The organism is Streptomyces humi (genome assembly GCF_001005085.2).
Lineage (GTDB): Bacteria > Actinomycetota > Actinomycetes > Streptomycetales > Streptomycetaceae > Streptomyces > Streptomyces humi.
Genome location: NZ_LBMU02000035.1, coordinates 38,711 through 45,195 on the forward strand (window position 1 = coordinate 38,711; position 6,485 = coordinate 45,195).

General features: G+C 72.0%; 4 protein-coding genes. 3 read left to right on the plus strand and 1 reads right to left on the minus strand.

Translation table 11 applies throughout. The annotated features are described in order from the left end of the window. The first annotated feature begins 8 nt into the window (after positions 1–8). The 3 genes from AAW13_RS15775 (at position 9) to AAW13_RS15785 (ending at position 5,773) form a co-directional block, all read left to right on the plus strand. Positions 9–539 (plus strand): flavin reductase family protein, encoded by a 531-nt coding sequence (locus AAW13_RS15775; protein ID WP_046728616.1) that lies wholly within the window; start codon positions 9–11, stop codon positions 537–539. A gap of 94 nt (positions 540–633) precedes the next feature. Continuing rightward, entirely contained in the window at positions 634–1,965 is a 1,332-nt protein-coding gene (locus AAW13_RS15780) for an MFS transporter (protein ID WP_079178825.1), read from the plus strand. A gap of 409 nt (positions 1,966–2,374) precedes the next feature. Beyond that, complete coding sequence (locus tag AAW13_RS15785) at positions 2,375–5,773, plus strand: AfsR/SARP family transcriptional regulator (RefSeq protein ID WP_079178826.1); 3,399 nt, start codon at positions 2,375–2,377, stop codon at positions 5,771–5,773. Between the two features lie 62 nt (positions 5,774–5,835). Here the strand turns inward: AAW13_RS15785 and AAW13_RS15790 are convergent, their stop codons facing one another. Beyond that, on the minus strand, positions 5,836–6,375 hold the full coding sequence (locus tag AAW13_RS15790; protein ID WP_420855465.1) for an AMIN-like domain-containing (lipo)protein: 540 nt from the start codon (positions 6,373–6,375) through the stop codon (positions 5,836–5,838). Positions 6,376–6,485: the final 110 nt, after the last annotated feature.

Genomic DNA, 6,485 nt, shown 5'->3' on the forward strand with positions numbered 1-6,485 from the left:
GGAACGCGATGCAGACCGAGGACCGCGTGCCGAGCCGTCTGAGCGTCTCCGCCGAGGACTACCGTCACGCCATCTCCCGCCTGCCGACCGGTGTCACGGTCATCACCACGACCGGGCCCGTCGGCTGTACCGCCAACGCCGTCATGTCACTGTCCGTGGACCCGCCCAGTGTGCTGCTGTCCCTGGACACCGCGAGCCGCACGCTGGCCCGCATCCGGTCGGAGGGACGGTTCGCGGTGAACGTGCTGTCCTGGGCGGACCGCGCGCTCGTGGCCCAGTTCGCCTCGGGCACCCCGGCGGAGCGGTTCGCGGGAGTGCCCTGGCACCGGGTGGACGGCGTGCCCGTACTGACCGGGGCCTCGGTCAGCGTGGTCTGCGCCGTGCGGGAGACGGTGTCGCTCCTGGACCACACCCTGATCGCGGGCACCGCCCGGTGGACCCAGGTCAACGACGGGCCGGCGACCGTCCTGTACGGGAACGACCAGTACGCCGTCGGCCCGTGGGAACCGTCGCCGAGAAGGGCCGAATCCGGCCGTTGAGCAGCGCCGTCGGTTCCGGCCGCGGCCAGGAGACCTTGTAGACATCGAGATCAAATGCAACGGTTGCGTACCGACCAAGGAGAGCGTGCCGCCCATGCCCATATCCATGCCGAAGTCGTTGAGCGCGTTACGGGAGCGCCCCTACCAACTCCTGTGGACCGCACGCAGCATCTCCGCCCTGGGCAACGCCCTGATACCGGTCACCGTGGTCTTCGCCATCCTCCGCTCGGGTGGCAGCGCCCTGGACGTCGGCACGGTGCTGACCTGCCACGCGGTCGGCCAGGTGGCGATGCTGCCGGTCGGCGGCGTCTGGGCGGACCGGCTGTCCCGCAAGCTGGTGCTGATGGCGACCGACGCCATCCAGGCGGTCTGCTACGGCCTGCTCGCCGTGATGATCTTCCTGCACCAGGCGGCGGTCTGGCAGTTCGCCGTCACCTACACCATCGCCGGCATGGCCATGGCCTTCTTCACGCCGGCGTCCCGGGCGGTCCTGCCCGAGCTCATCGGCAGTGAGCATCTGCAACCGGCGAACGCCCTGCTCGGCCTGACCGACAGCACCACCAAGGTGCTCGGCCCGGCCCTCGCCGCGCTGCTGCTGGCGGTCTCCAGTCCGGGCACCGCGATCCTCGTCAACGCCGTCAGCTTCCTGCTGAGTTTCGTGCTGGTCTCCCGCATGCACCTGCACCGGCAGGCGCAACGCTCCGAGAAGCAGCACTTCTTCGCCGATCTGCGCGACGGCTGGCAGGCGGTGGCCGAGCGCCGCTGGTATCTGGCCAACCTGCTCTGCTGGGGCGTGTGGAACTTCGCGATAGCGTTCTTCTTCGTCCTGGGCCCGGTCGTGATGCAGGACGGCCACGGCGGGGCCACCGCCTGGAGCGTGATCATGATCACCGGTTCGGTGGGCTCCATCGTCGGCGGGCTGGCCGCCCTGCACTACCGGCCGCGCCGCCCGCTGGTCGTCACGAACGCGGCCGCGATGCTCGGCATCCTGCCGCTGGCGCTGCTCGCCCCGCCCGCCCCGCTGTTCGTCATCGCCCTCGGTGTGGCCGTGGCCTTCGTCATGACCTCGCTCGTCGGCGAGGTGCTGGCGACCACGCAACAGCAGCTGTTCCCCGAGGAGATACTGGCCCGCGTCAGCTCGCTGGACTGGATGATCTCGCTGATCGCCATGCCCGCCGGGTACGCCGCCGCCGCTCCGGTCGCCCACTTCCTCGGAATGCGTACGACGCTGCTGGTGGCGGCGGCCGTCATCGGCACCCCCTGCCTGCTGCTGAACCTGTCGCCCGGTGTCCGCTCGGTCCAGCGCCTCCCCGACGGCACCATCGGCATCGTCGGCGAACCGGAGACCACCACGCCCGCCGAGACCGCACCGCTCGCCTCCACCGTGCCGGTCCCCACGGAGACACCCGGCCCGTCGACCCCCTGAACCGCCCCACGACCGGGCGGCCCTCGACTCCCGGCACACCCACGGCCGTCGAGGACCGCCCGTCGCCCACCCGTCCCCTGCCTGTCACCCGACTCCCGCCGGAGACAAGGCATTTGCGTGTTGCACGTTTCTCACCGAATTCATGCTTTTCGCGGATGCCGCCGCCGTTTCCAGTCCGTTTCCGAAAACAGCCGCCGCGCCTGTGCAGACAGGTTTCGCAATTCACCCAAGACGCTATCGAAGTGGCCTTATGCACCTGCCATGCGTCCGCAATGCGGGTCTCGACTGCAAGTCGATCAGCATGCAATGGTGACTGGGCACACGCAGGCGAACGGCAGCTGACGCACGCCGGGCGCGCCGGCCGGCGACCCCGGCGGGTGACCCCGGCTTACGGGGGTTACTGACGGCGATGCGCTACACATTACTAGGACCGGTCGGGATCGACTTCGACGACATACCGCTGGTGGTGAAGAGACCGCGCTGCCGGGCGGTCCTGGGCTATCTGCTGCTGCACGCCAACCACGTCGTCTCCACAGGGCAGTTGATCGACGCGCTGTGGGGCGGCTCGGAACCGCAGACGGCCCGCTCACAGATCCAGGCCGACATCGCGGCGCTGCGCCGGGCGTGCCGGGACGCCGGAGCCAGGATCCCGGTCGAGAGCCGGGCCCCCGGATACTCGATCACCGTCGACGACGGCGAACTCGATCTCGACGTCTTCCGGAGCGGCATGGCCCGGGCCCGCCAGGAGGCCGCGCGCGGCGACACCCGTTCCGCGGTGCGCCTGATCCGCGAGGCGCTCGCGCTGTGGCGGGGCACACCGCTGGCCGACATCGCTGTCAGCTACGCCGAGTCGGCGCAGACCCAGCTGACCAGCCTGCGCCTGACCGCGTACGAGGAACTGGCGGACCTGGAGATCGGCGAGGGCCACCACGGCGCGCTCATCGACGACCTGATGCCGCTGGTCGCGGCACACCCCCTGCACGAGACCCTGCGCGCGAAGCTGATGCTCGCGCTGTACCGCTCGGGCCGGCAGACCGCGGCGCTGGAACAGGCGCGCGAGCTGCGCTCGTTGCTGGCCGAGCAGCAGGGGCTCACCCCGGGCCGCCGGTTCACCGACATGGAACTGGCGATCCTGCGGGCCGATCCCTCGCTGGACGTCCTGACCCCGGCCCCGGCCCCGCAGGCCGAGCCGGTGCACGTCCTCCCCGAGCCCGAACCCGCGCTCGCACCCGCGCCCGCACCCGCACCCGCCGCGGACGCCCCGTCGGACGGCGCGCCGCCCGACGCCCCGGCCGCCGCACCCCCGGCGCCCCCGGCGCCCCCGGTGCCGATGCAACTGCCCTCGACGCCACCGCTGGTGGGCCGCCGGGACCTGCTCGACCAGCTGGACGCCTTCCTGGCCGGGAACCTGTCCGACGACGGGGCCCCGGGCACGGTCGCGGTGGTCGGTCCGGCCGGCGTCGGCAAGACGACGCTGGCCGTGCACTGGGGCCGCACCATGGCCGACCGCTTCCCCGACGGCCAGCTCTACATCAATCTGCATGGCCACGACACTCAACGCGCGATGACCCCGGCCCGTACGATCGCCCGCGCGCTGCGCTCACTGGGTCTGCCCCGGGACGCCATCCCGGCCGAGTCGGACGAGCTCATCGACCTGTACCGGTCGACGGTCGCCGACAAGCGCCTGCTGGTGCTGCTGGACAACGCGCGCTCCGTCGACCAGGTCCGCCCCCTGCTGACCACCGGTCCGGGCTCGGCGACCCTGATCACCAGCCGCTTCCGGCTGACCGGCCTGGTGGTGCGGGACGGGGCGCGTCAGGTGGCGGTCGGACCGATGTCGCCGCAGGAGGCCGAGCAGTTGCTGGAGCGCATGCTCGGCACCGAGCGGCTGCGCGCCGAGCCGGACGCGGTCCACAGCCTGGCCGAGGCGTGCGGGCGGATACCGCTGGCGCTGAGCATCGCCGCGGCCAACATCGCCAACCATCCGCCGGCGTCGATCGCCGACCACATCAGGGACCTGCTCGACGGCAACCGGCTCACCGCGCTCCAGACCCCCGGCGACAGCGACAGCACGATGCAGACCGTCCTCGGGCAGTCGTACGACGCACTGGACCCCGACACCCGGCGCCTGTTCCGCCGGCTCGGGCTCTCCCCCGGTCCCGACTTCACGGTGGCGGCGGCCGCGGTGCTGGCCGGTCTGAGCCGGGCCGAGGCCGGCCGGCTGGTGGACCGGCTGCTGGACGCCCACCTGATCGGCCAGTCGGCGGCGGACCGCTTCGCCCTCCACGACCTGACCCGCCTGTACGCACGGGCACGCGCCGAGGCGGAGGACTCCGCGCCGGAACGGGAGCGGGCCCGGGGCCGGCTGACCCGCTGGTACCTGGAACGCACGCTCGCGGCGCAGACCCTGGCGTACCCCGGATACGCCAGGCTGTCCGGCGCGGAACACTCCCCGGACGCCGACTTCGACACCGCTGCCGAGGCGCTGGCCTGGTTCGACAACGAGATCCCGAACCTGATCGCGGCCCTGCACGACGACCCGATCGGCACCCACACCTGGCGGATCGCCGACGGTCTGCGTCCCTATTTCGCCAGCCGGATGAACGTGGGCGACTGGATCGACGCCGCCAACGCCGCCATCACGGCCGCCGAACGCCTGGGCAACGCGGAGGCCCGGTTCAGCGGCTGGTACAGCCTGGCGCACGCGAACCTGAGCGTGAACGACTACGCGAAGGCGATGCGGTGCTTCAAGTCGGCCCTGTCGATCGCGCGGGCCATCGACCACCGCCACGGCATCGACGGCTGCGAGAACTTCATCGCACAGATCCTGATCTTCACCGGGCACCTCGACGAGGCGGCGGGCCGCCTGGAGTCGGTGCTGCCCGCGGCGCCGTCGGACCGCGGCACCGCCGGCACGGTGGTCACGCTGTCGCGGCTCGGCGAGGTGTACTTCGAACTGGGCCGCCTGACCGACTCACTGCGCGTCCGGTACCGGGCGCTGGAACTGGCCACGGCGGCGGGCGCGCGGAACCAGGAGCCGTACGTCCTGGTCAACCTGGCGCTCGCGAAGCACGCCCTGGGGGATGTGGAGGAGGCCGGCGCGCTGTACTCGCGGGCGCTGGTCACCCTGGGGCAGTTCGGCGACACCGACCTGGAGTCGGCGGTCCGCAGCGAGCTGGCCACGGTCCACCTGGACGCCGGCCGGCCGGTGGCGGCGCGCGAGTGCGCGGAGCAGGCGTGGCGCCTGGCGCAGGGTCTGAAGGCACCGCGCTGGAGCTGGCTGGCACGCAGCGTCCTGGCCACGGTCGACCGGAACATGGAGGAACACCTCGCGGCGGTGGTCCTGGCGGACGAGTCGGGGAACCCGGGCTGGCACAGCAGAGCCCTGGTGGCGACCGCGGCCACGGCCGAGGCGCTGGGCCGCCCGGACGCCGCGCGCGACTACGCCTACCAGGCACTTCAGTTGGCGGTGACCCACCACTACCGGATGTCGGAGGCCGACAGCCTGCTGATCCTGGCCCGCACGCACCTGCCGGGCGGTCCCGAGGCCCAGGACTTCGCCCGTCGCGCGCTGGCCGTCCACCGCCAGACCGGACGCCGGCTGGGCGAGCAGCGGACGCGGGTCCTGCTGGAGGAGTGGGAGACGGCCGGGACGACCGCCCGGGTGACCCGTCTCTTCCCGCTGCCCACCCGCCAGACGATCGCCGCCGCCGGCATCGGCGTACCCCGCCCGCGAACCGCCGACCGCCGCCCGGCCGAAGCGGTCCCGCCGACGGTGGAGATCGGCCCCGGCGTCATGGAGCAGTAGCCCAGGAAGGTGCCCGGGGGCGCTGGACACTCACGTCGGGCGCCCCCGACAGCACCACGGCCTCACCAGGTATGGGCCACGTCCACCACGAGGTGGTTGGCCGTCTGGAAGACCCGGAACGGCAGCCGGGCACGGACGCCCAGGCCCGCCTGGGTGTAGCCCTCGGAGCCACCCGTGACCTTGAACTCCCGGAAGGTCCGGTACCCGGTGACGTCGACGGCGGGAAGCGACGGGTAGGGCTGCCCGGTCGCCGGGTCGTAGCGCGAGGAGAACAGCGAGATCTCGAGAATGGCGCCGCCCTTGATCGGAACCACGACGTCGGACGGGTCCTGGTGCAGGACGTCGACGTACCGCACGCTGTACCCGATGGGGTCGGCCCCCGTGCCCTGCCCGTCGAACACCAGCCGGTCGTAGCACTCGTGCTGCCCGGCCCGCACGTCGACCAGCCGCCTGTTGGTGACGGAGTCACCGCTCTTGTCGAGGCTTCCCCACGTCACGGCACAGTCCACGGCCGCCGGCGCGGCCACCGCCGGAACCGTACCGGCCAACATCCCACCGCCCGCCAGCATCATCGCGGCCAGTGCCATACCTATCCGTCGCATGCCTACCCCCCGGTAGCTAGCGCAGTTGTGTTGTGCCTGTTCAGACCCCCGACCCCCAAAATGGTTGTACCCCCGCCCCCGCTCCCTTCCCCGACACCACCCCCTCCGCC